Origin of the sequence: Enemella evansiae (assembly GCF_004362375.1) — a bacterium.
Lineage (GTDB): Bacteria > Actinomycetota > Actinomycetes > Propionibacteriales > Propionibacteriaceae > Enemella > Enemella evansiae.
In genome coordinates, this window is sequence record NZ_SNXA01000012.1 from 273,596 (window position 1) to 296,272 (window position 22,677).

The following is a 22,677-nucleotide window of genomic DNA, read 5'->3' on the forward strand; positions in this document are numbered from 1 at the left end:
GGCCGAGCGTACCGGGAAGAAATCTCGGCCGCGCGGGGTTGCACCGATCATGGAGATCGAGATCTGGTCCGACATCGTGTGCCCGTTCTGCTACCTCGGCAAGCGCGAGTTGGAGAACGCCCTGGCCGGCTTCGAGCATGCCGACGACATCACCATCAGCTGGCGCAGCTTCGAACTGGACCCCTCGATCGAACCGGTCGTCGAGGGCAGCCTGGTCGACAAGATCGCCGCCAAATATGGGATGCCGGCCGAGCAGGCCGAGCAGTCGCAGCGTCAGATCGCCGCCCGCGCGGAGTCCCTGGGGCTCACCTTCAACTGGCAGCAGGCCCGGTTCGGCAACACCTTCGACGCGCACCGGCTGGTGCACCTGGCCGCCGAGCTCGGGCTGCAGCAGGAGGCGTACGAGCGGTTGCTGCGGGCCTACTTCACAGAGGGCGTCGCGGTCGGTGACAAGGCCGAACTGCAGCGTCTGGGTGAGGAGATCGGACTGCCCGCCGACCGGGTGCGCTCGCTGCTCGCCTCCGACGAGTACGCCGAGCAGGTGCGCGCCGACGAGCAGCGCGCCGCGAAGCTGCGCATCCAGGGCGTGCCGTTCTTCCTCTTCGACGGCCGCTTCGCGGTCTCCGGGGCGCAGCCGCAGGAGGTCTTCGAGGCCGCCCTGCAGAAGGCCTGGGACGCCCACCGTCCCGATCAGCTGATCGACATCGGCGGCTCCGGTGAGGCCTGCGGCCCCGACGGCTGCTGACCTGCCTCTCCCTCCGCCGGCTGAGCGGTGCCAATCACGTTCATCGAGTAGCAAATCCCGGCAGAGCGAAGCGGAGCCGGGATTGCGTGTCGAGATGAAGCTTCTCGGGCGGGGTTCATCTCGACACGCAGCCCATTGCTCCGCTTCGCTGCGCATGGGCTGCTACTCGATGAGCGGAGGTGGCGCAGCCTGCGGAATTTGCGGCTCGATCGCGGGATCGGCCGATCTGAGCACCAATCGGGAATCGAGCCGCAGATTTCGGAGGGTTCAGCGAGGCGGGTTCAGCGGGCCGACGGTTTCCGAGAGCCGCGCAACCACGTTCATCGAGTAGCAATCCCGGCATAGCGAAGCGGAGCCGGGATTGCGTGTCGAGATGAACGCCCTGGGTTTTCGCATCGAACTTCGGTTCTCGCATCGCACACCATGCGAGAACCGAACTTCCATGCGAGAACCGGCGCGCCGCCTCGGTATACATCACTCGGCTGGTTCATCTCGACACGCAGCCCATTGCTCCGCTTCGCTGCGCACGGGCTGCTACTCGATGAGCGGAGGTGGCCGCAGCCCATTGCTCCGCTTCGCTGCGCATGGGCTGCTACTCGATGATCGTCAGAGGGCGGCGAGGATGTCGTCGACGCGTTGTTTCGCGTCGCCGAAGAGCATCTGGGTGTTCTCCTTGAAGAACAGCGGATTCTGCACCCCGGCGTACCCGGGCGCCATCGAGCGCTTGAAGACGACCACATCAGCGGCGTTCCAGACCTCGAGCACCGGCATGCCGGCGATCGGTGAACCGGGCTCGTCCTGGGCGGCCGGATTGACGGTGTCATTGGCGCCGATCACCAGGACGGTGTCGGTGTCGCCGAAGTCGTCGTTGATCTCATCGAGCTCCAGCACGATGTCATAGGGCACCTTCGCCTCGGCGAGCAGCACGTTCATGTGCCCGGGCAACCGGCCTGCCACCGGGTGGATCGCGAACCGGACCCTGACCCCGGCCTCGCGCAGCCTGCGGGTCAGTTCGGCCACCGGATACTGCGCCTGCGCGACCGCCATCCCGTATCCCGGGGCGATCACCACCGAGCTGGAGTTCTTCAGCAGTTCGGCGACCTCGGCGGCCTGGATCTCCCGATGGGTGCCGTAGTCGCGGTCCTCACCACCGGCGGTCACCTCGGCGCCGAAGCCGCCGGCGATCACCGAGATGAACGAGCGGTTCATCGCCTTGCACATGATGTAGGACAGGATCGCGCCGGAGGAGCCGACCAGCGCACCGGTGACGATCAGCAGCGCGTTCTCCAGCATGAACCCGGCTGCGGCCGCCGCCCAGCCGGAGTAGGAGTTCAGCATCGACACCACCACCGGCATGTCCCCGCCGCCGATGCTGGCGACCAGGTGGAAGCCGATGGCCAGCGCGATCAGCGTCATCAGCAGCAGCGGGAGCAGTGCGGGCGCGGCGACGAACCAGATGCCCAGGCCGAGGCAGGCGATCAGGCCGAGCAGATTGAGCAGATGCCGGGCCGGCAGCATCAGCGGTGCCGACTTCATCCGCCCGCTCAGCTTCGCCCAGGCGACCAGCGAACCGGTCAGCGTGATCGCACCGATGAACACCCCGAGGAAGACCTCGACCAGGCCGACCGCATCGCTGCTTTCCCCACTGAGGAAGGAGTTCAGGCCGACCAGCACCGCGGCCAGGCCGACGAAGGAGTGCAGCAGTGCGACCAGTTCCGGCATCCCGGTCATCGGCACGGTACGCGCCCGCCAGGCTCCGATGACCGCGCCGATCGACATCGCCAGGGCGATCAGGATCGCGGTGATCAGCACATTGCGGGCACCACCGACGGCGTCGGCGTGCTGCAACCCGAGCACGATGGTCGCGCCGACCGCGAGCACCATGCCGACCACACCGGCTACGTTGCCGCGGCGCGCGGTCTCGTGCTTCGACAGCCCGGCCAGGGCCAGGATGAACAGCAGTGCGGCCAGGATGTAGACCACGCGAACGGCGCCGGACAGCACCGCGGAGGCGTCCAGGGGAAGCAACGACATTCTTCTGCCTCAGTCCTTCGAGAACATCGCCAGCATCCGGTTCGCCACCAGGAAGCCGCCGAAGATGTTGATGCTGGCCACGGTCAGGGCGATGAAGGCGAGGATCCGTACCACCAGGTTGTCCGAACCGATCTGCAGCAGTGCCCCGATCAGGATGATCCCGGAGATCGCGTTCGTCTCGGTCATCAGCGGGGTGTGCAGGGCGTGGGTGACGTTCGAGATCACGTAGTAGCCGACCACCACCGCCAACGCGAAGATCGTGAAATAGAGCAGGAAAGCCGACGGGGTGAACGCCAGGCCGACGGCCAGCAGCACCCCGAGCGTGCCGAGCGCGACCCGCGCCGGGCCGCGGCCGCGACGTACCGGTTCGACCTCGTGCGCCGGTTTCGCGGCGGGCACCGGAGCCGGTGCCGCCGACACCGTCACCGGTGGGGGTGGCCAGGTCACCTCGCCGCGGTCGGCGACCAGCATGGAACGCTGCACCGGATCGTCGAGATCGAGCACCAGCTGACCGTCCCTGGCCGGGGTGAGCAGCTTGACCAGATTGACCAGGTTGGTGCCGAACAGCTGGGAGGCCTGGGTCGGCAACCGGCCCGCCAGATCGGTGTAGCCGATGATGATCACCCCGTTGTCGGAGACCACCACCTGATCGCGCACGGTCAGCTCGCAGTTGCCGCCGTTCGGCGCGGCCAGGTCGACGATCACGCTGCCGGGTTTCATCGCCGCCACCATGGCGGCGGTGATCAACGTCGGTGCCGGCCGGCCGGGGATCAGCGCGGTGGTGATGACGATGTCGGCGGCCGCGGACTGATCGGCATAGAGCTCGGCGGTGCGCTGCTCCTGGTCGGCGGTCAGCTCCTTGGCGTAGCCGTCGCTGGATGCCTCGGCATCCTGCGCACCGGGCAGGTGGGTGAACTCCGCACCCATCGACTCGACCTGCTCGGCCACCTCCGGGCGGACGTCGAAGGCGTAGACCTGGGCGCCGAGCGAACTCGCGGTCCCGATCGCGGCCAACCCGGCCACCCCCGCACCGACCACGAACACCCGCGCCGGCGGCACCTTGCCGGCGGCGGTGACCTGGCCGTTGAGCAACGAGCCGTAGCTGTTCGCGGCCTCGATCACCGCCCGGTAGCCGGCGATGTTGGCCATCGAGGACAACACGTCCAGCGCCTGGGCCCGGGAGATCCGCGGCACGGCATCCAGCGACAGCGCGGTCTCACCGCGGTCGGCCAGTTCGGCGAGCAGTTCGGGGGAGCGGGCCGGGTCGAGCAGGCAGGCCAGCAGCTGCCCCTCGCGGAGCTGCGGAAGTTCCTCCGGCAGCGGGGCACGGACCTTCAGCACCAGATCGCTGCGCCAGACCTCGTCGGCGTCGGCGAGTTCGGCGCCCGCTGCGGCGTACTGCTCGTCGGGGAGTCTGGCCGCCCGGCCGGCACCGGCCTCGAACACGACCTGATGGCCGAGCGCGATCAGCTGGCCGACCGTCTTCGGGGTGGCGGCGACCATCGTCTCCCCGGGCCGCAGTTCTGCCGGTACGCCGATCCGCATCTGCCGTCAGCCCATCCGCTCGGCTGCCACGCGCAACTGCTCCGGCTTCGGCTTGACGACGTGGTCGGCGTACTCGGGATGCTTCGGCAGCCACTTCACCACGTAGGGGCAGACCGGCACGATCTTGTATCCCCTGGCGATCACGTCCTCGACGACGCTGCGGACCAGGGTGGCGGCGAGACCCTGACCGCCGTAGGCCTCGGAGACCCCGGTGTGCACCAGGATCCGGCCGGTCCCGTCGGTGAGTTCGGTGTCGACGTAGAGCTCCTCACCGATCACCTGGTCCGCCGGGTCGGCCCGGTGGTCGATCAGCACATAACGCTGCTCGTCGGCGCGGTCCTGCACCTCGAACTGCTCGGCCTGGTCGGTCTGCTCGGTCATCGGTGGGCTCCTTCGGGTCGGGTTCGGATCACCTTGCCGTCCGCGTCGCGCGGCCGGACGGCGTGTTCGCTGAGGATCGAGATGCGGTTGAAGGCGTTGATGGTGACCGCGATCCATTCGGCCGCGACGAAGGTCTCCTCACCGAGTACGCCGTGGGCGGCGTAGAGGTCGGCGTCCGAGTCGTCGGTGATCGGCAGTCTCGTCGCGGCCTCGGCGATCGCGAGCACCGCCCGTTCGCGTTCGGTGTAGATGTCGGCCTCCCGCCAGGCCGGCAGCAGATCGAGCTGCTGCTGGGTGATCCCGGACTGCCGGGCCTGCCGGGAGTGCAGGTCCAGGCAGAAGGTGCAACCGTTCAGCTGGGAGGCGCGCACCTTGATGAACTCGGTCTCCTGCGCGGTCAACCCGTGTGCCAGCGCGGCCTCGCGGATCGCGGCCGAATAGTCCTGCGCGGCCTGCCAGGCGCCCGGCATCACTTTGTCCAGCAGCGGTCGTCCCATGGCAGAACCATAGGCGGTGCGGTCCTTCGAACCGGGTCGACCCGCGCCGGCGGGGTCTCGTCAGGCGGGCGTCTCGTCAGGTGGGGGCGAGCTGCAGGGTGCCGAGTACGCCCTCGGCCCACTCGCCGGCGGCCTCGGCGGCCGGGACGGTCCCGCCGGCGTCGTGCCGGCCGTATTCACCCACCCGGGTCGCCCCCCGGGCCTCGAGGGCCTCGGTGAGCAGTTCGCTGCCCCGCGAATAGGTCTTGGTGTAGCTGGCATCGCCCATCCCGAACATGGCGAACCGCACCCCGGTGAGATCGATCGGTTGCTGCCGCAGCTGTGCATGGAACTCCGCGGCGGAGGTGGGGACCTCACCGTCACCGTAGGTCGAGCAGACGATCAGGTGGAACCGGGTCGGGTCGAGGTCGGCCGGGCCGATCGAACCGAGGTCGGCGACGACCAGATCCTCGCATTCCCCGAGCAGGGTGCTGAGTTCCTCGGCGACGAGTTCGGCATTGCCCGATTCGGTGCCGAACAGGATTGTCACCGGTACCCCGGCAGCCAGTGCGTGGCCGGTGCCGGCCGGTGCGGCGGTGAGGTGCTCATCGAGGCTGTCGTCGCGGGCCGCCGCGAGCAGCGCCGCCCGGGTGGTGAGCTTGGCCCGGCAGCGCCCGGCGGCGGCGCCGAGCCGCTCCCGCAGGTCGATGCGGCGCCAGCCGTCGAAGTCGGTGGCGTGGTCGGGTGGGTCGATTCCGGTGGCGCCGGTGCTCATCGTGCCGGCGTGCACCTCGGCGGCGATCATCGCCGCCAACGCCTTGGCGTCGACGCGCTGGTCGGGGATGGTGCCGCGGCCGTTGCCCCGGAGCCAGCCGATCGCGAACAGGCCGTCCTCGATCCGGCCGTCACCGGGAATCGGTGAGACCGGGCAGATGCCCTGGCGGGCGATCGCTGCGGGGTCGCGGACGAAACCCATCGCGGTGACGACCGAGTCGGCGGGCAGGCGTACCGACTCGCCGGCCTGGTCGATCTCGACCCCGGACACCGCGCCGTCGGTGCCGAGGATCGCTCGCGGCGTGGCCCCGAACCACCAGTGCAGCTCGATCCGGCCGGTCCCGGCGCTCGGTTCGACGAGGTCCCGCAGCGCATCGAGTTTGGCATCCTTGCCCGGTTCGGTGGCATCTAGTTCGACACCGTGCAGCACATGGGTCACCCCCGGTACCCGGGCGAGCTCGCGGATCATCACCGGATCGAACTTGGCCGCGGTCGCCGCCGAGCGGCCGATCACGTCGAGTCGGGTGATGCCCTCGCGCAGCGGTGCGTGCACCAGGTCGTCGATGTCGCTGCCCTCGAGCGCGCCCGGTTCGCAGATGAGCAGCCGGAGGATGTCGACGGCGACATTGCCCTGGCCGATCACCGCGATCCGGGAGCCGAGCCGCGGGCGGGCTGACTGGTGGCCCGGTGCCTCATCGGGGTGGCCGTTCAGCATCCGGGTGAGGGGACCGGCGGCGTAGACGTGCGCCAGGTCGGCGCCCGGGATGTCCAGGGCCCGATCGGTGGCCAGCCCGCTGGCGAGCACGACGGAGTCGTAGTTCCGCCTCAGGGTGTCCAGGCTCAGATCGCGGCCGAGTTCGGTGTTGCCGATGAACCGCGCCCTGGGGTCGGCGAAGAGCCGGTCGAATTGCGTGCTCACCGACTTGGTGCCCTGGTGGTCGGCGGCGACGCCGTAGCGCAGCAGCCCGTAGGGGACCGGCAACCGGTCGAAGACGTCGACCGAGGAACCGGAGACCTGGCGCAGGATCTCCTTGGCGGTGAAGCAACCGGCCGGCCCGGCCCCGATGACGGCCACCTTCGGCCCCGGGCGCTCGTCGGCCGCGGCGGTGGCCGTGCCCTGCGCCGCGCCGTCGTCGGCGCGGAGACCGTAGTCGGGCGTACCGCTGGTCGAGGTCCAGGTGACGGGCAGGGTGAGCATGCCCCGGAACACCCAGCCGCCCATGGTGGCCGGCTGCGTGGGGTCGGCGGACAGCCCGCGCAGGCTGGTGAACAGCAGCGGGAGAGCGACCTCGGCGATCTGGGCGCGGGCGGCCCAGTTGCCGAGGCAGACATGGACGCCCTTGCTGAACGCCAGGTGCGGCTTCACCTCGCGGTGGATGTTGAACTTCTCCGGATCGGTCCAGATGGTGCGGTCGCGGTTGGCGGAGAGCACGCAGATGCCGAGCTTCGCCCCGGCGGGCAGCGGCGTACCGGCGAGCACCGTGTCCCGGGTGACCTGGCGGGAGTAGAGGCCGATCGGCGCGACCCAGCGGATCGTCTCCTCGAACACGGTCGGCCACAGCCCCGGGTCGGACAGCACCGCGGCCCGCTGCTCGGGATGGGTGAACAGCGCGTGCGCGGCCACCCCGAGGGCATCGCGGGGTTCGTTCAGCCCGCCGCCGATCGTCATCTTGATGTTCGCGCGGATCTTCTCGATCGGCATCCGCTCACCGGGCATCGACAACAGCGCGGAGAGCAGCGAGTCGTCGCGGTGGGTGAGGTGGTACGCCAGCATCTCGTCCAGGGCGGTGTCCACCTCGGTGAACGACCGTTCCCCCTCCGCCCAGACATCCGGGTCGTCGGCGTAGTTGCCGGTCGCATCGATCAGGGTCTGCGACCAGCGCTGCAGATCGGCCTGGTCGGCGTTGTACAAGCCGAGCATCCGCCGCAGCGTCTCGGCGGCGTACGGTGCGGCGAAATCCCAGAGCAGGTCGGCACCGGGCCCCTTGGCGATCAGGTCGGCGAGCAGGTCCTCGGCGACCTCGCGATACATCGACAACCAGACCCGCTTGACGTAACCGGGCTTCAGGATCGGCTGCCAGGCGCGGCGTTCGGCGTAGTGCTCGGGATCGTCGCGGCGGAGCATGGAGTGCCCCATCGCCCGGATCTGCAGCGAACCCTCCTCGTTGGCCGAGAAGGTCTCCTGATCGTGCTCGGTGACACTGATCGCCTCGTAACTGGTGATCAGGTAGCGGTTGACCGCCGGGACCCAGTGCACGCCACCCTCGTCCCGGAGGCGTTCATAGATCGGGAACGGGTCGACCTGCAGATCCGGGATCCGGACCCAGTCCGCAACCGGTGCTGCTGCCTGGAGCTGAGAAGTCATCGTCATCCCCGCCTCGTCATCGAGTTCAGTGCTGGCGCTCACCGCCAAGTCTGGGCACACTGGAAATGAAGCACAAGCGGAATCAGTCGCACTTCCAATTCGGAAAAGGCGGATATGCAGACCCAGCAGGCCCCCAACTTCAGCCTCCGACAGCTGTCCTATCTGCTCACCGCGGCCCGGCTGGGCACGATCTCGGCAGCGGCCGCGGAACTGCACGTCTCCTCCTCGGCGATCTCGGACGCGATCACCGCGCTCGAACAGCAGCTCCAGTCGCAGTTGTGCATCCGTCGCAGGGCACAGGGCCTGGTGCTCACCGCCGCCGGCCGGCAGGTGGCCGCGCGGGCGCAGGCCCTGCTCGCCGAGGCGAACGATCTGGAACGCGAGCTGAAGACCTCCGACGGCGAGCTGGTCGGCCCGATCACGATCGGTTGCTATCCGACGCTGGCGCCGCTGATCCTGCCGGTGCTGCTCGCCGAGTTCGGGGAACGGCACCCCCGGGTCGGCCTGGAGATCGTCGAGACGACCCAGGACCGGTTGGCCGGTCGGTTGGAATCCGGCGAGATCGACCTGGCGTTCGTCTACGAGACCCTGATCCCCGGTACGCCGAACCACGCGCGGCTGTTCGCGCAGCCGGCGCACGTGGTGCTCGCCGCCGACGACCCGTTCGCCGACCGGCCGGCGGTCCGGCTGGAGGATCTGGTCGAGCGCGACATGATCCTGCTGGACTCGCCACCGTCGAGCCAGCACACGCTGTCGCTGTTCCACGACCGTGGCCTGCGGCCCAGGATCCGGCACCGGGTCGCCAGCTATGAGGTGGTCCGCACCCTGGTCGCCCGCGGACTCGGTTACGGGGTGCTGGTGCAGCGGCCGCACAACCCGGCGAGCTATGAGGGTTATCCGCTGGTGCTGAAGGAGATCGAACCGGCGGTCGCACCGGTCGCCGTCGAGATCATCTGGCCCGCGGAGGTACCGGTGAACGCGCGGGTGCGGGCGCTGATCGAGTTCGCGCTCGCGGAACCCCGGTGGGGCGCCCCGCGCTCCGCGGGCGAGCAATAGGCTGATCCCCGGCAGCGGGTCGGCGGATCGACTCGACGAGACTCGGGGCGGACGAACGGAGGTCAGGGTGTCGGAGCGGGTGACCGTCATCGGGGCAGGGATCACCGGACTCACCGTGGGGTTGCTGGCCGCGCGGGCCGGGCTGCGGACCGAGGTCGTCGACCCGCAGCTGCGACCGGGGCAGCGGACCGGGTTGATGGGTGCGCCGGCCGGGTTGCAGCAGGAGCTGCAGTACCACCACGTGCTGCGCTGGCATGGTGCCGGCGGGCTGCAGGCGTACGCCGACCAGGTACGCCGCGGCCAGCGGTTCGTGCTCGCCGCCGCGGCCGATGCCGGGGTGCCGGTGCGGTTCGCCGATCAGGCCACGCTCACCGCCGACGGCAAGGAGGCGTTCTGGCTGCGGCACGAGGTGCACGCGATGCGGCGCGCCGGCGTACCGGCGGAGTTCACCGACGAGACCGGGCTGCCGTTCTCGGCCCGGCCGATGCTGGTCACCGGTGACCAGCCGGTGCTGGATCCGGCCGCCTACCGCGACGGTCTGCTGGAGACCTTCACCGAGGCGGGCGGGGTCGTCGAGGACCGGCCGCGGGGCGGTGCGGGCGGCTGGCTGGTGAGCACCACCCCCGAGCCGGCCTTCGACCGGGTGCTGCTCGGTCCGCGGCTGCGCAGCAGCGAGTGGAGCTGGCTGGAGCTGACCAGCGAGGATCCGGCGGCCTTCCCGGGCCGCAGTGGTACCGATCTGGACGACGGCGGCCGGCTCTGGGTCCGGACCGCCGAGGACCGGCTGCTGCTGGGCAGCCGCCGCGACGACGGCCGGGCCCGCGCGGCGAGCTGGTTCCCCGATGCCCGGATCACCGACGCCTGGCGGGCCCGCGCCACCGCCAGCCTGGACGCCGCCCCGTTCGTCGGTTTCGCCGGCCGGGCCGCCGAACGGCGGCTGGTCGCCTGCGGATTCGATGCCTGGGAGCTGACGCTGGGCACCGCGGCGGCGCTGCAGTTGGCGGCGGTGCTGACCGGCGGTGGTACCGGCCGGGCGGAACTGCCCTGGGCCCCGATCCGGATCCCGCGGCCGCTGAGCCTGCTCGGCGCCGGCTGGAGCCGGGCCCGACACGGGCTGAAGATCAGCCCGGTGTCCCCGTTCCCGCGGCGCCGATAGGGCTCACTTCAGGTAGCCGACGTTCTCCCAGGCGACGGTGGCCAGGCCCTGGGCGCCCAGGTTGGCCAGCCGGATCGAGGTGCCGACGAGCTGCGGCTGCTGATAGAGCGGAATGGTCGGCAGCGTCTCCCACAGCTTGCTGTCCAGCTGGTTCGCCAGCTCCTGGCGGCGGGGCAGTGCGGGCTCGTTGGTGATCTGCTCGAGCAGCTGGTCGATCTCCGGGTTCTCCAGCCGGGAGTAGTTCTGCTCGGCGCCGGAGCCGAAGCGATCGCTGAGTCCGGCGATCGGGTTGCGGCTGCCCTGCCCACCCATGGTGATCAGGTCGAACTGGCCACCGGAGAGCACCGAGCCGTTGTCGAACTCGGTCAGCCCGATCTCGCTGACCTGCACGTCGAAACCGACCTGCTTGAGCTGGTCGGCGATCGCGGTCGCCTCGGCCTCGGAGGCGGCGACACCACGGATCTTGACCAGCTTCACCTGCAGCGGCCGGCCGTCCTTGCTGCGGGTGCCGTTGGACTGCGACCAGCCGGCATCGTCGAGGGTCTTGCGGGCGGTGTCCAGGTTGCGGGCCAGCTCCAGCCGCTCGACGTTGTCGGCGTACCCCTCCTGACCGGTCAGGAAGATCCGGTTGTTCAGCGGGGCGGCGTTGAAGTCCAGATCCGGGTACGCCTGGCTGCCGATCTGGGAGCGGTTCAGGGTGAGCTGGATCGCCCGGCGCACCTCGGGTTCGTTGACCGGGCCGGCACTGCCGGTGTTCAGCACCAGCTGGCGCCAGTTCGTCGAACCGGCCCGGCGCACCTGGTGGTCCGGCACGGTCCGGGCGGCCTGGTAGAGCTCGCGGGAGGTGCCCAGGTCGAGCACGTCGATCTCCTGGTTGGTGTACGCACGGGCCTGGTTCTCGCGCGGCACCTCCTTGATGGTGAGCCGGTCGAGCAGCGGCTTCTCGCCCCACCACAGCGAACTGGGGCTGGTGATCAGCACTCGGTTGGCCTGGTCGTACTGGTCGACCTGGAAGGGCCCGGAGGTCCACTCCTTGCGGAAACCGGTCCAGTTGTTGAACGTGTTGGGGTCGCGTACCGACTCGGCGCGCAGCACGCTCACCTTGTCGAAGACCGCGCGCCAATCGGGGTAGGCCCGGTTGAAGGTGAGCTGCACCTCCTGCTGGCTGGCGCCGGCCTTGACCTCGGAGATCTGGTTGAAGCGCAGGTCGGAGCCGCAGCGGAATCCGCTGGTCCGGCCGTTGCAGGCCTGCCAGGTGGCGATCATGTCGTTGGCCGAGATCGGCTGGCCGTCGCCCCAGGCGGCGCGCGGGTTGAACTTCAGGGTGACCACGGTCGGGTTGGTCGAGGTCTCGGTGGCCGACTCCAGGTAGGCGGTGTTCGGGGTGGCCACGCCGCGGTCGTCGTAGCGGAAGAAGCTCGGCAGGACCGCCCGGCGGAAGGAGTCCAGGCTGTCGTTCGCGTCGGCGGACATCGGGTTGAACGCGCCGAACGACTCGGTCGCCAGGCGTACCTCGCCACCGGGCTGCAGCTCACCCCGATCGCGGGTGTTCACCTCACTGGCCGGGAGCGGAACGGTGTTGCTCTCGCCCTTGTCCTCGGGTTTGGTGCAGCCGGTGAGCAGCAGGCCGGCCACCACGGGCACGGCCAGGAACCGCCGGAACCTCACATGTCCTCCATCGCCTCAGGCATACAAACCCCGACAGCGTACCGGCCCCGCCCCAACCGGCTTAAATCCAGGATTGGAACCACATCCGCAGCTGCCACTGCGACTGGGTGAGCAGGCCGTCGGTGAGGATCGGATAGAAGAAGGCGAAGTTGAGTGCGACCAGGGCCACGAACACCCCGGCGATGATGGCCCCGATTCTTCGGCGTTCACCACCGTCGGCGGGGCCGATGAGTCTGCCGATCACCAGCGCGACCGCGATGCAGGTGAAGGGGATGATGACGATCGCGTAGAAGAAGAACAGCGGCCGGTCGGAGTTCGGGAACCAGGTCAGCCAGGTGCTGGCCACGCCGACGACGGGTACGCCGAAGCGCCAGTCCCGACCGAGCACCCACAGCACCAGCGCCGCGAGCAGCGCGAAGATGCCGACCCACCACAGGATCGGTGTGCCGATACCGCTGATCACCCGCAGACAGGTCTCGGTGCCCTGCGGGCAACCCTGCTGGCCGGGTTTGATGTCGTTGACCGCGTCGATGCCGATCGGCCGGGCGACGAACAGCCAGCCGGCGGGCGGGGCGGAGTAGGGGTGGGTCGCCTGTTTGATGCCGTCACCGGTGTGGAACTCGAAGATCTCCTTGTGATAGGTCCACAGCGAGGCCAGCGCGGAGCCGAGGATCTTCACCGAGCGGGCCTCGGGGTGCTGCGCACCCCAGTCGCGGTCGTAACCCCCCGAGGTGGTCAGCCAGCCGGTCCAGCTGGCCAGATAGACCACCCCGGCCACCCCGACCTGGTAGACGAACGCGATCGGGGCGTCGGTGAACAGTCCCTTCCAGGCCTGCGGTCCGGCACCGGCCAACCGGCGGGCGCCGATGTCCCAGAACACCGAGAGCACCGAGAAGAACGCCAGCACATAGATGGAGTTCCACTTGGTGGCGCAGGCCATCCCGAAGACGATGCCGGCGACCAGCCGCCAGGGCCGCCAGAGGAACACGGGGCCGAATCTGCCGCCGAGGTCGGTGAGCTTGTTGGCTTCCAGATGGTCGGCGAGCTTGTCCCGGTACCAGTCCCGGTCCCGGACCAGCACCGCCACCCCGAGCACGCAGAAGAACGCCTGGAAGATGTCCAGCAGCGCGATCCGCGACATGGTGAAGTGCAGCCCGTCCAGGCTGAGCAGCAGTGCGGCGACGCCGCCGATCAGGGTGGAGCGGGCGAGCCGCCGGGTGAGGAAGAACACCACCGCGATCAGCGCGCAGCCGATGATCACCGAGGAGATCCGGAAGCCGAAGGCGTTGAAGCCGAACAGTTTGATGCCGATCGCGATCAACCATTTGCCGAGCGGCGGGTGCACGATGAACGACCCGGACTCCTTCATTCCGGAGAAGTCGCCGCGGATCACCTGCTGGTCGGCGCCCTCGGCCCAGTCGTGCTCGAAACCGGTGGTCAGCAGGGCGTACGCGTCCTTGGCGTAGTAGACCTCGTCGAAGACCATGCCCTCGGGCCGGGACAGGTTGATCAGGCGGATGATGAACGCGAACAGGGTGATCCCCAGGGCCACCATCCACGCGGTTCCCCAGTCGTTCGGCATCGCGTTGCGGAGCCGATCGATGGTCGAGACCGGGGTGCTGATCTGCTGCGCGCCGGTCACCGGATGCGGCTCGTCGTACCAGCGGCGGGTGGGCGTATCGTCCGCGAGTTCCTGAGTCACGCCGGTCATCCTATGCTGGCCGGGTTCGTTGTCCGCAGGTCTTCGCAGGAGTCGGGAGGTGCAGGGTGCTGGTGCTCGCCGGTACGCCGATCGGCAGCGCCGAGGACGCCTCCCCGCGGTTGCTGCGGACGCTCGCCGAGGCCGAGGTGATCGCTGCCGAGGACACCCGGCGGCTGCAGGGTCTGCTGCAGCGGCTCGGGATCTCCACCGCTGCGCGGGTGATCTCCTACTTCGAGGGCAATGAGGCGGCACGCACCCCCGAGCTGCTCGAGGAGCTGCGCGCCGGGCGTACGGTCGTGCTGGTCACCGATGCCGGGATGCCCTCGGTCTCCGATCCGGGATACCGGCTGGTCGCCGCCGCGGTCGCGGCCGAGTTGCCGGTGACCGCGGTGCCGGGGCCGTCGGCGGTGCTCACCGCACTGGCCGTCTCCGGGTTGCCGGTGGACCGGTTCACCTTCGAGGGTTTCCTGCCGCGCAAGGCGGGGGAGCGGAGCCGGCGGCTGGCCCGGTTGGCGACCGAGGAACGGACGATGGTCTTCTTCGAGGCGCCGCACCGGCTGGCCGATTTCCTCCGCGATGCCGCCGAGGTGCTCGGTGCCGAGCGGTCGGCGGCGGTCTGCCGGGAGCTGACCAAGACCTATGAGGAGGTACGCCGCGGCGGGCTCGCCGAGTTGGCCGACTGGGCCGCCGAGCATGCCCGCGGGGAGATCACCGTGGTGGTGGCCGGGGCGCCGGCCGCCGACGCCGATCCGGCCGCGGCGGTCGCCGAGGTGGAGCGGCTGATGGCCGAGGGGCAGCGGATGAAGGCCGCCGTCGCCGAGGTCGCGGAGCGTGCCCAGGTGGCCCGCAATGCCCTTTATCAGGCGGTGCTGGCGGCGCGGAAGGGCTGAATCGGCAAGACCCCTCGACAAATTAGTGGACGTCCACTAATAATTGCGGAGGCGCGGTCGACCCGTGTCACCTCAGTACCGAGGAGCCCCATGAGTGCAGCGCAGCGTTCATCCGTCCCCGAGCCGGGGGACCCCACCATCTCCGCGACCGGCAGCCCGAATCTGATCGGGCCGCGATTGAGCGTCCCCTACCTGGGGCAGCGGCCGCAGGAGCGCCGCCCGGCGTGGTTCATCGGCGGGGTCTTCCTGGCCCAGTTCGGGATCTTCCTGGCGCTGCTCGGGCCGGCCACCGTGTCGATCGCGCTCAAGGTGACCACGCTCACCTCCGATCCGGCGCAGCAGGCCGCCTGGACCGGTACGGCGCTGGCACCCGGGGCGCTCGCCGCGGTGATCTTCAACGCGGTCGGCGGGCGGATCTCCGATCGCACCACCTCTCGCTTCGGCCGGCGGCGACCCTGGCTGGTGATCGGCTTCGTCGGCTTCCTGGTCGCGATGCTGGTGATCGCGCTCGGCACCAATGTGCTGATGCTGGCCGTCGGCTGGTTCCTGGCCCAGATGTGCGCGAATGTGGCGTTCGCCGCCTTCCTCGCCTCGCTGTCGGATCAGCTGCCGCAGCAGCAGTACGGCAAGACCTCGGGCATCGTCGGGATCGCGCAGAACGTCGGCATCATGGGTGCGACCTGGGTGAGCTCGTGGTTCGAATCCAACATGCTGCTGCTGTTCCTGGTGCCGGCCGTCATCGGGTTCGTGCTGGTCGTGGCGTACGCCCTCACCCTGCCCGAACCGGTGCTCAAGCAGAACCGGCACCCGTTCAACCTGCGGGAGTTCCTCGGCACCTTCTGGACCAATCCGATCAGACACCCGGACTTCGCCCTGGCCTGGTGGGGGCGGTTCATGATCATCCTGGCGTCCTACCTGTTCGTCACCTTCCGGTTGTTCTACATGACCAACCATCTGGGGCTGGACCGGTCCCGGGCGGCCGCCGCCGTGGCGCTCGGGGTCACCATCTACACCGTCGCCTCGATGGTCGCCAGCCTGCTCGCCGGCTGGATCTCCGATGCCACCGGCCGGCGCAAGGTGCTCGTCGCCGCCGCCATCCTGCTGTTCGCCATCGGCACCTACCTGCTGCTGCATGTTGACTCGGTGACCGGGTTCTACGTCGTCGAGGCGGTGATGGGGTTCGCCTACGGCTCCTATGTCGCGGTGGACCTGGCGCTGGTCTTCGAGGTGCTGCCGGACCGGGAGAACAACGGCAAGGACCTGGGGGTGTTCAACATGGCCAACGCCCTCCCGCAGTCGATCGCCCCCGCCGTCGGTGGCGTCCTGCTGTCGCGGCTCGGGGGCGGTACGGACTTCACCGCTCTGCTGATCACCGCCGCCGCGGTCGGCGTACTCGGCGCGATCCTCACCATGTTCATCCGGTCCGTCCGCTGACCACCACGATCCGAACCCACGATCCGAAGGAATGCCGATGCCCACCATCGACGAACTCATCGCCCGTCTCGATCTGAACCAGAAGGTACGCCTGCTCACCGGCTCGGCGGCGTTCTCGCTCGCCCCCGAACCCGCCATCGACCTGGCCCGGGTGGACATCTCCGACGGCCCGACCGGGGTCCGTGGCCTCAAGTTCATCGGCGGGGACCGGGTGGTGCTGTTCCCCAGCGCCACCGTGCTGGCCTCGGCCTGGGACGAGGAGCTGATCGAGGAGGTAGGCCGGGTGGTCGCCGACGAGGCGGAACGCCAGCAGATCGCCACCGTCCTCGGGCCGACCATCAATCTGCACCGCACCCCACTCGGTGGCCGGTTGTTCGAGCAGTATTCCGAGGACCCGCTGCTCACCGGCCGGATCGCCGCCGGGTATGTCCGCGGCATCCAGCAGCAGGGGATCGGGGCCTGCCTGAAACACCTCGCCGCCAACGAGGCGGAGACCGAACGCAACACTGTCGACTCGGTGCTGGATGAGCGCACCCTGCGAGAGGTCTATCTGCTGCCGTTCGAGATCGCGATCGCCGAGGACCCGTGGATGGTGATGGCCTCCTACAACAAGGTGAACGGCACCACCGCCACCGAGAACGCGCAGCTGCTCCGGGGAGTGCTCCGCGACGACTGGGACTGGGATGGCGTCGTCGTCTCCGACTGGTACGCGACCCGAACCACCGTCGAGTCCGCGGCCGGCGGGCTGGATCTGGTGATGCCCGGCCCGCACGGACCCTGGGGGGACGCGCTGGTGGCCGCGGTGCGCGAGGGCCGGCTGGCGGAGTCGGTGATCGATGAGAAGGTACGCCGGGTGCTGGCGCACGCCGACCGGGCCGGGCTGCTGGGTCGGGAGCGGACCTGGCGGGACGGTATCCCCGCCCCGGATTCACCCGAGCGGGTGGCGCAGCTCACCGGGTTCGCCGCCGCCGGGTTCACGCTGCTCAAGAACGACGGGGTGCTGCCGCTGGAACCGGGCACCCGGGTTGCCGCGATCGGTCGACCGGTCGTGCAGACCGTCGGCATGGGAGGCGGATCGGCGACGGTGAACGCCCCCTATCAGCGGTCCATCGCCGAGGGACTCACCGGTGTGTCCGACCGGCTCGGATCGCTGGTGGTGGTCGACGGCGTGGAGGTGCGGGACCGGGCGGTGACGGCTGGTCCCGGGACCCTGATCGACCCGGTGACCGGAAGCGAAGGCGTCCGGGCCCGCTACTTCGACGCGGCCGGGGAGCTGCTCGCCGAGGTGCACAGCGATGTCGCCTCGGTGAGCGTGGGCTTCGACGACGACCTGCCGCGGCCGGCCACCGCGGTCGAGCTGCGCGGCGTCCTCACCCGGGGCGGACTGCTCGAGGTCGGGGCACTCGGCTCGGGGGCCTGGCAGCTGCTGGTGGGCGATCAGCGGTCCGAACTGATCCTGAGCATCAGCGGTCACGACCCGGGTGAGGCGATGCTCAAACCGCCGAGCCGGAGCACGCCGATGCAGGTCGCCGAGGGCACCGAGATCGTCGCCCGGGTGGACATCACCGGCGGTGCCGGCACCGCGTCGAGCGCCGACAACGCCGAGCTGGATGCGCTGAACGCCTCCGGTGCCGGGCCGAAGGGGATCGTTGCCGGCCCGGTCGCGCGCCCGGTCGAGGAGGTCATCGCCGAGGCGGTCGCCGCGGCCCGGGCGGCCGATGTCGCGATCGTCGGGGTGGGGCTCACCGAGGAGCAGGAGACCGAGGCCGTCGACAAGAACACCCTCGCGCTGCCGGGGGAGCAGGACCGGTTGGTCCGCGAGGTCGCCGCGGTGGCACCGCGGACGGTGGTCGTGGTCAACGCCTCGACCCCGGTCCTGATGCCGTGGGAGGACGAGGTGGACGCGGTGCTGGTCGTCGGCCTGCCCGGCCAGGAGGGTGGGCTGGCCATCGCCCGGGTGCTGCTGGGCGAGCTGGAGCCGGCGGGCCGGCTGGTCACCACCTGGCCGGTGGCCGACGGGGCGACCCCGGCCTGGGAGGTGGTGCCCGAGAACGGCCGGCTGGTCTATCGCGAGGGCACCTTCGTCGGGCACCGCGGCCACCAGCCCTACGGTCTGGCACCCCGGCCGGCGCACTGGTTCGGTGAGGGGCTGGGCTGGGGGGACTTCTCCTACGGCGAGCCCGAACTGGGCACCGACGCCGACGGCCGCCACGTGGTCTCCGTCGAGGTGCACAATGCCGCCGATCGGGCCTCCCGGGAAGTGGTGCAGGTCTATCTGCGGCCCAGCGACCCGGCCGAACCGGTGCGGCTGGTCGGTTTCGCCGCGGCGCGGATCCCCGCCGGTGAGCAGGCGCGGGTCGAGGTGGTCTGCGACCCGCGGCTGTGGCGGAGCTGGGATGAACAGGCCGGTGGGTGGAGCGAGCTTGCTCCCGGTGGGGAACTGTTGGTGGCCCGCGGGCTCGGCGACGTACGCGGCCGGGTGCCGCTGGCGGCCTCGGTCTCCTCCTGACCCGGCGGGTGAGTGGGAGGATGACCGCGTGCCGAAGCCTGATCGCGTACCCGAACCCGAACCCGATCCCGGGCCCGACCCCGGGCCCGACCCCGGGCCCCGGCGAGGTCCGGGGCGCCCGCGCGGTGGCGACTCCGCCGAGGTCCGTGCGCGGATCGTGCGGGCCGCCATCGAGCTGATCGGGCGGCAGGGTTACCGCGCCACCTCGATGGCCCAGATCGCCAAGGTGGCAGGCATCTCCGCGACGGGGCTGGTGCACCACTTCCCGGCCAAGGAGGAGCTGTACGCCGCCGTGCTGCGCGAACGCGACGAGCTCGACCGGATCATGTTCCGGCCCACCGAGGCGGTGCCGTGGGCGGCGCTGGAATCGGTGGTCTCCCTGGCCAGCGCCAATGCGCAGCGCCCGGAGATGGTCCGGTTGTTCGCGTCGGTGGCCGGTGAGGCGACGGAGGGGACCCACCCCGGAAACACCTGGCTGCGGGAGCATTACGAGCAAACCTTCGGCCAACTGTGCTCGGCGATGCGGGCGGACCAGCAGGCCGGGGTGGCCCGGGCGGACATGCCGGTGGAGCGGATCGCCCGGGAGATCGCGGCGCTGATGGACGGATACCAGACCCAGTGGCTGCTCGATCCGAGCGTCGACATGGCCGCCCTGCTCGACGAGCGGATCGCCGAGATCCGGGCCGTCTGGTCGGTGCAGTCGTAGCAGCCCGGGGTCGCGCATCCTCCAGGGGGGCGGCGCTGGCGGCGCGGAAGGGCTGAGGAGTAAAGTCCCGGACCCCGGTACAACCCCGCACCGGGCCACCCCGGGGAGGTTTCATGGATCCCGCAGTCCGCCTGGACGCCCAATGGATCGACTATCTGTTGATCCTGGTCTATTTCATCTTCGTGCTCGGCGTCGGCTGGTTTGCCCGCCGGGGCGTCTCCAGCAGTATCGAGTTCTTCCTCTCCGGGCGGTCGCTGCCCGCCTGGGTGACCGGGTTGGCGTTCATCTCCGCCAACCTGGGCGCGGTCGAGATCATGGGCATGTCGGCGACCGGTGCGCAATACGGCTATCCGACGATGCACTACTTCTGGGTCGGCGCGATCCCGGCCATGCTGTTCCTCGGCGTGGTGATGATGCCCTTCTACTACGGCTCCAAGGTGCGCTCGGTGCCCGAGTTCATGCGCCGGCGGTTCGGTACCGGCGCGCACCTGGTGAACGCGCTCTCCTTCGCGGTGGCCCAGGTGCTGATCGCCGGGGTGAACCTGTTCCTGCTCGGCAGCATCGTGCAGCGGTTGCTCGGCTGGCCGCTCTGGCTGGCGCTGATCGTCGCCGCCGCGATCGTGCTGTCCTACATCACCCTGGGTGGTCTGTCGGCGGCGATCTACAACGAGGTGCTGCAGTTCTTCGTGATCGTGGCGGCGCTGCTGCCGCTGACGTTGATCGGTCTGCACCGGCTCGGTGGTTGGAACGGCTTCAAGCAGGCGGTGGCCAATGACGGCGGGCTCGGCGCGACCCAGCTGCACACCTGGCCGGGCGAGCAGCTCTCCGGTTTCACCAACCCGGTGCTGTCGGTGGTCGGCATCGTCTTCGGTCTGGGCTTCGTGCTGTCCTTCGGTTACTGGACGACCAACTTCGTCGAGGTGCAGCGGGCGATGGCGTCCAAGGACATCACCTCGGCCCGGTTGACGCCGATCATCGGCGCCTTCCCGAAGATGTTCATCCCGTTCATCGTGATCATCCCCGGCATGATCGCCGCGGTCCTGGTGCCGCAGCTGGCCGAGTTCAAACGGCTCTACCCGCAGGGTGAGGCGGCGGCCCAGGCGGCCACCGGGGTGACCTACAACGACGCGCTGCTGCTGTTGATGCGCGAGACCCTGCCGAATGGTCTGCTGGGTGTGGCGATCGCCGGTCTGCTGGCGGCGTTCATGGCCGGCATGGCGGCCAACGTGTCGGCGTTCAACACCGTCTTTTCCTACGACCTGTGGCAGCAGTACGTGAAGAAGGACAAGCCGGACGACTACTACCTGAAGGTGGGCCGGCTCGCGACCATCGCGGCCTGTGTGATCGCGATCTTCACCGCGCTGATCGCGGCGAACTTCTCCAACCTGATGGACTATCTGCAGACGCTGTTCGGCTTCTTCAACGCGCCGCTGTTCGCCACCTTCATCCTCGGCATGTTCTGGAAGCGGGCGACGCCGACGGCGGGCTGGGTCGGCCTGGTCGGCGGCACGCTGTCCGCGGTCGCGGTGTTCATCCTGAGCGAGACCGGGGTGATCGACCTGCCCGGCCAGGGCGCGGCCTTCCTGGCGGCGAGCGCGGCGTTCGTGGTGGACATCGTGCTGATGGTGATCGTCTCGCTGGTGACGACGCCCAAGCCGGCGAGCGAGTTGCGCGGGCTGGTCTATTCCGAGACCCCGCGCAGCGACCTGGTGGACGCCGACGCCGCGCGGCACCGCTGGTACCAGAAGCCGACCGTGGTCGCCGGTATCGCGCTGGTGATGGTCATCGCGCTCAATGTGATCTTCCGCTGAGGGGTTGGAAATGAGTGACACACATCGCACCCGGGCCCATTCCGCCGGCGCTTTCGACGTCCGGAACTTCATCGCCCTGCTGATCGGCATCTACGGAGTGGTGGTGCTGCTGCTCGGCCTGTTCGCCTTCAACGCCGAGGAATCCGCCCGTACCGACGGGATGAACGCCAACCTGTGGGCCGGCATCGTGATGATCGCCTTCGCGGTGCTCTTCGCGCTCTGGGCGAGGGTACGCCCGGTCAAGGTCGTGGAGACCGAGCAATTGGAGAATCCGGAGTAGGGTCGGGTCGGGTGGGTCCCGGGCTCGTCCCGGTGCGGTGGATCATCCAGCGCCGCACGAACCTCGGATGGGCAAGACTTGCGAGCAGTATCTGACCATCTCCGAAGATCGGGGCCAGATGACCTCCGCAACCCGGACCGCCCACCGACCCCGACTGCTCCGCCGCGCGATGGTGGTCGGCGCCGTCCTGTTCACCCTGATCGGCCTCCCATTCACCGTCGTCGGCGCGATCCAGGGCAATGACTATTTCGCGGTCCCCGATGCGTCGCTGAGCACGGATTCGGCGGCCATGGTCACCCGCGAGATCGATGTCGAGGGCCGTCGTCCGACGGATCCGCAGAACGATCCAGGTGATCTGTCCCGGGTCAGGATCCAGGTCCGACCTGCCGATCCGAACAGGCCGGTGTTCGTCGGCATCGGAAGACGCGCCGACGTCGAGCGATATCTGCGGGGCGTCGCCTACGACGAGATGGCGACCTTCACCACCGACCCGCTCCGGGTGACCTGGCAGCGGCATCCGGGTGGCGCGGCCGCGTCCCCGCCGGCCGCTCAGTCGTTCTGGGCAGCCACCTCGAAGGTGGTGGCTCCCGGTGTCGTCGAGCTGGAATGGGACAAGTCGCTGGGTGAGTGGATGGCCGTCGCCATGAACGCGGACGGTTCCCCCGGTCTGGTGGTCTCGGCCAACATCGGTCTGCGCTGGGGTTTCCTGCTGCCCGTGGGAATCGGGTGCCTGGTTCTCGCGACGACCCTCGTCGGGGGACTCATCCTCCTCACCCGGAGAGCGGCGAAGCGGTGATCCTGAGCTTGAGCATGGATTCCTCCCCGTTGGCTGCGTGACGTTCATCGAGTAGGTCGCGCAGCGACCGTGTCCTTCACGTTCATCGAGTAGGTCGCGCAGCGACCGTGTCGAGATGAATCCCATGCTCGCTGAGCGAGCGAGGGATGCCTTCCCACGTTGGCTGAGCGAGGAGGAACGACGAGTCGAAGCCACGGCCTCTGGGTGACGGTGGTTTCGACTCGTCGCTGCGCTCCTCACTCAACCAACGTGGGTGTTGACTGCGCGCTCCTGTGGTCGGGGCATGGGAGTTCGGTTGGGGCATGGCACACCATGCTCGGACCGAAGGACGATGCCCCGACCGAATCAG

17 protein-coding genes are annotated in these 22,677 nt (G+C 69.4%); 10 read left to right on the forward strand and 7 right to left on the reverse strand.

Annotated features, from left to right (window positions below; translation table 11 throughout):
* Positions 1–49 precede the first annotated feature (49 nt).
* Positions 50–745, forward strand: coding sequence for a DsbA family oxidoreductase (locus C8D81_RS17500; protein ID WP_094360029.1), 696 nt, complete (start codon positions 50–52; stop codon positions 743–745).
* A 606-nt stretch (positions 746–1,351) separates the two neighbouring features.
* On the opposite strand, the gene pntB is transcribed toward C8D81_RS17500, so the two are convergent.
* The 5 genes from pntB to C8D81_RS17525 form a co-directional block, all read right to left on the reverse strand.
* A complete protein-coding gene (gene pntB / locus C8D81_RS17505; RefSeq protein ID WP_094427478.1) occupies positions 1,352–2,779 on the reverse strand; it encodes a Re/Si-specific NAD(P)(+) transhydrogenase subunit beta in 1,428 nt (475 codons plus the stop codon).
* 9 nt (positions 2,780–2,788) lie between these two features.
* Positions 2,789–4,324, reverse strand: a complete 1,536-nt coding sequence (locus tag C8D81_RS17510) for a Re/Si-specific NAD(P)(+) transhydrogenase subunit alpha (protein ID WP_094427480.1) — start codon at positions 4,322–4,324, stop codon at positions 2,789–2,791.
* A gap of 6 nt (positions 4,325–4,330) precedes the next feature.
* Positions 4,331–4,705, reverse strand: coding sequence for a GNAT family N-acetyltransferase (locus C8D81_RS17515; RefSeq protein ID WP_094427482.1), 375 nt, complete (start codon positions 4,703–4,705; stop codon positions 4,331–4,333).
* A complete protein-coding gene (locus C8D81_RS17520) occupies positions 4,702–5,202 on the reverse strand; it encodes a carboxymuconolactone decarboxylase family protein (RefSeq protein ID WP_094355956.1) in 501 nt (166 codons plus the stop codon). Before C8D81_RS17520 ends, C8D81_RS17515 begins: the two co-directional genes overlap by 4 nt.
* Before the next feature lie 76 nt (positions 5,203–5,278).
* Positions 5,279–8,362 carry a cytochrome P450 gene (locus C8D81_RS17525; RefSeq protein WP_208109370.1) on the reverse strand — a complete coding sequence of 1,028 codons (3,084 nt, stop codon included), beginning with the start codon at positions 8,360–8,362 and terminating at the stop codon, positions 5,279–5,281.
* 72 nt (positions 8,363–8,434) lie between these two features.
* Between C8D81_RS17525 and C8D81_RS17530 the strand changes: the two genes are divergently transcribed.
* Both C8D81_RS17530 and C8D81_RS17535 read left to right on the forward strand, forming a co-directional pair.
* Positions 8,435–9,376 (forward strand): LysR family transcriptional regulator, encoded by a 942-nt coding sequence (locus C8D81_RS17530; protein WP_094355957.1) that lies wholly within the window; start codon positions 8,435–8,437, stop codon positions 9,374–9,376.
* 67 nt (positions 9,377–9,443) lie between these two features.
* Positions 9,444–10,532, forward strand: a complete 1,089-nt coding sequence (locus C8D81_RS17535) for an FAD-dependent oxidoreductase (protein ID WP_133626484.1) — start codon at positions 9,444–9,446, stop codon at positions 10,530–10,532.
* A gap of 3 nt (positions 10,533–10,535) precedes the next feature.
* Here C8D81_RS17535 and C8D81_RS17540 read toward each other — a convergent pair whose 3' ends face one another.
* On the reverse strand, positions 10,536–12,200 hold the full coding sequence (locus tag C8D81_RS17540) for an ABC transporter family substrate-binding protein (protein ID WP_094401953.1): 1,665 nt from the start codon (positions 12,198–12,200) through the stop codon (positions 10,536–10,538).
* Positions 12,201–12,261: 61 nt separating this feature from the next.
* A complete protein-coding gene (locus C8D81_RS17545; RefSeq protein WP_229117910.1) occupies positions 12,262–13,782 on the reverse strand; it encodes a dolichyl-phosphate-mannose--protein mannosyltransferase in 1,521 nt (506 codons plus the stop codon).
* A 185-nt stretch (positions 13,783–13,967) separates the two neighbouring features.
* On the opposite strand from C8D81_RS17545, the gene rsmI reads away from it, so the two are divergent.
* The 7 genes from rsmI (at position 13,968) to C8D81_RS17580 (ending at position 22,328) form a co-directional block, all read left to right on the forward strand.
* Positions 13,968–14,792, forward strand: coding sequence for a 16S rRNA (cytidine(1402)-2'-O)-methyltransferase (gene rsmI, locus C8D81_RS17550; RefSeq protein WP_133626485.1), 825 nt, complete (start codon positions 13,968–13,970; stop codon positions 14,790–14,792).
* 90 nt (positions 14,793–14,882) lie between these two features.
* The gene (locus tag C8D81_RS17555) at positions 14,883–16,226 is read left to right on the forward strand and encodes an MFS transporter (RefSeq protein ID WP_094355962.1); all 1,344 of its coding nucleotides are present in this window, start codon (positions 14,883–14,885) and stop codon (positions 16,224–16,226) included.
* Positions 16,227–16,263: 37 nt separating this feature from the next.
* On the forward strand, positions 16,264–18,735 hold the full coding sequence (locus C8D81_RS17560; protein ID WP_208109371.1) for a beta-glucosidase family protein: 2,472 nt from the start codon (positions 16,264–16,266) through the stop codon (positions 18,733–18,735).
* A gap of 28 nt (positions 18,736–18,763) precedes the next feature.
* Positions 18,764–19,441 carry a TetR/AcrR family transcriptional regulator gene (locus C8D81_RS17565; protein ID WP_094432552.1) on the forward strand — a complete coding sequence of 226 codons (678 nt, stop codon included), beginning with the start codon at positions 18,764–18,766 and terminating at the stop codon, positions 19,439–19,441.
* Between the two features lie 113 nt (positions 19,442–19,554).
* Complete coding sequence (locus C8D81_RS17570) at positions 19,555–21,252, forward strand: sodium:solute symporter family protein (protein WP_094355965.1); 1,698 nt, start codon at positions 19,555–19,557, stop codon at positions 21,250–21,252.
* A 10-nt stretch (positions 21,253–21,262) separates the two neighbouring features.
* Positions 21,263–21,532: a hypothetical protein gene (locus tag C8D81_RS17575; RefSeq protein ID WP_094432554.1), complete on the forward strand. Its 270-nt coding sequence runs from the start codon at positions 21,263–21,265 to the stop codon at positions 21,530–21,532.
* A gap of 118 nt (positions 21,533–21,650) precedes the next feature.
* Positions 21,651–22,328, forward strand: coding sequence for a hypothetical protein (locus C8D81_RS17580; protein WP_133626487.1), 678 nt, complete (start codon positions 21,651–21,653; stop codon positions 22,326–22,328).
* Positions 22,329–22,677 lie beyond the last annotated feature (349 nt).